Genomic DNA, 964 nt, shown 5'->3' on the forward strand with positions numbered 1-964 from the left:
TGACGGATTCGGGTGTGGTGGTGGGGGTGACGGTCTCGGAGGTGCGGGATCGGTTGCCGGGTTCGGTGCGGTGGGTGGTGCTCGATGATGCGGCGGTTGTGTCGCGGTTGTCGTCGGTGTCGGCGGGGGTGGTGACGGATGTGGATCGGGGTGCGCGGGTGCGGGTGGGGCAGGCGGCGTATGTGATTTATACGTCGGGGTCGACGGGTGTGCCGAAGGGGGTGGTGGTGACGCATCGGGGGTTGGCGAATGTGGTGGCTGCGCAGCGTTCGGGTTTCGGGGTGTGTGCGGGTGCTCGGGTGTTGCATTGTGCGTCACCGAGTTTCGATGCGTCGGTGTTCGAGTTGGTGTGGGCGTTGGGGTTGGGTGCGCGGTTGGTGGTGGTTCCGCCGACGGTTTACGGTGGGGAGGAGTTGGCGCGGATTCTGGTGGGGGAGTCGGTGACGCATGCGGTGTTGACGCCGACGGCGTTGTCGTCGGTTGATCCGGTGGGGTTGGGGGCGTTGGGTGCGCTGGTGGTGGCGGGTGAGGCGTGCCCGCCGGAGTTGGTTGCTCGGTGGGCTGCGGGTCGGCGGATGTTCAATGCGTATGGGCCGACGGAGGCGACGATCATGTCGAATGTCAGTGGTGGTTTGGTGGTGGGGGAGTCGGTGACGGTGGGTGGTCCGGTTCGTGGGTTCGGTGAGTTGGTGTTGGATGGGCGGTTGCGGCCGGTGCCGTTCGGGGCGGCGGGGGAGTTGTATTTGTCGGGTCCGGCGCTGGCGCGGGGGTACCGGAATCGGTCGGGGTTGACGGCGGGGCGGTTCGTTGCGGATCCGTTCGGTGGGCCGGGGGATCGGATGTATCGGACGGGGGATGTGGTGCGGTGGCGGCGTTCGGAGGGTGGGCCGGTGCTCGAGTATGTGGGTCGCTCGGATTTTCAGGTGAAGATTCGTGGTTTCCGGATCGAACTCGGCGAAATCGA

General features: G+C 66.6%; 1 protein-coding gene. It reads left to right on the forward strand.

Annotated elements, in window-relative coordinates; translation table 11 throughout:
* Positions 1-964 (forward strand): AMP-binding protein (locus QM841_RS42825; RefSeq protein WP_283336787.1); only part of this gene is annotated, 964 nt, incomplete at both ends.

Origin of the sequence: Rhodococcus sp. IEGM 1307 (assembly GCF_030056915.1) — a bacterium.
Taxonomy (GTDB): domain Bacteria; phylum Actinomycetota; class Actinomycetes; order Mycobacteriales; family Mycobacteriaceae; genus Rhodococcus_F; species Rhodococcus_F opacus_D.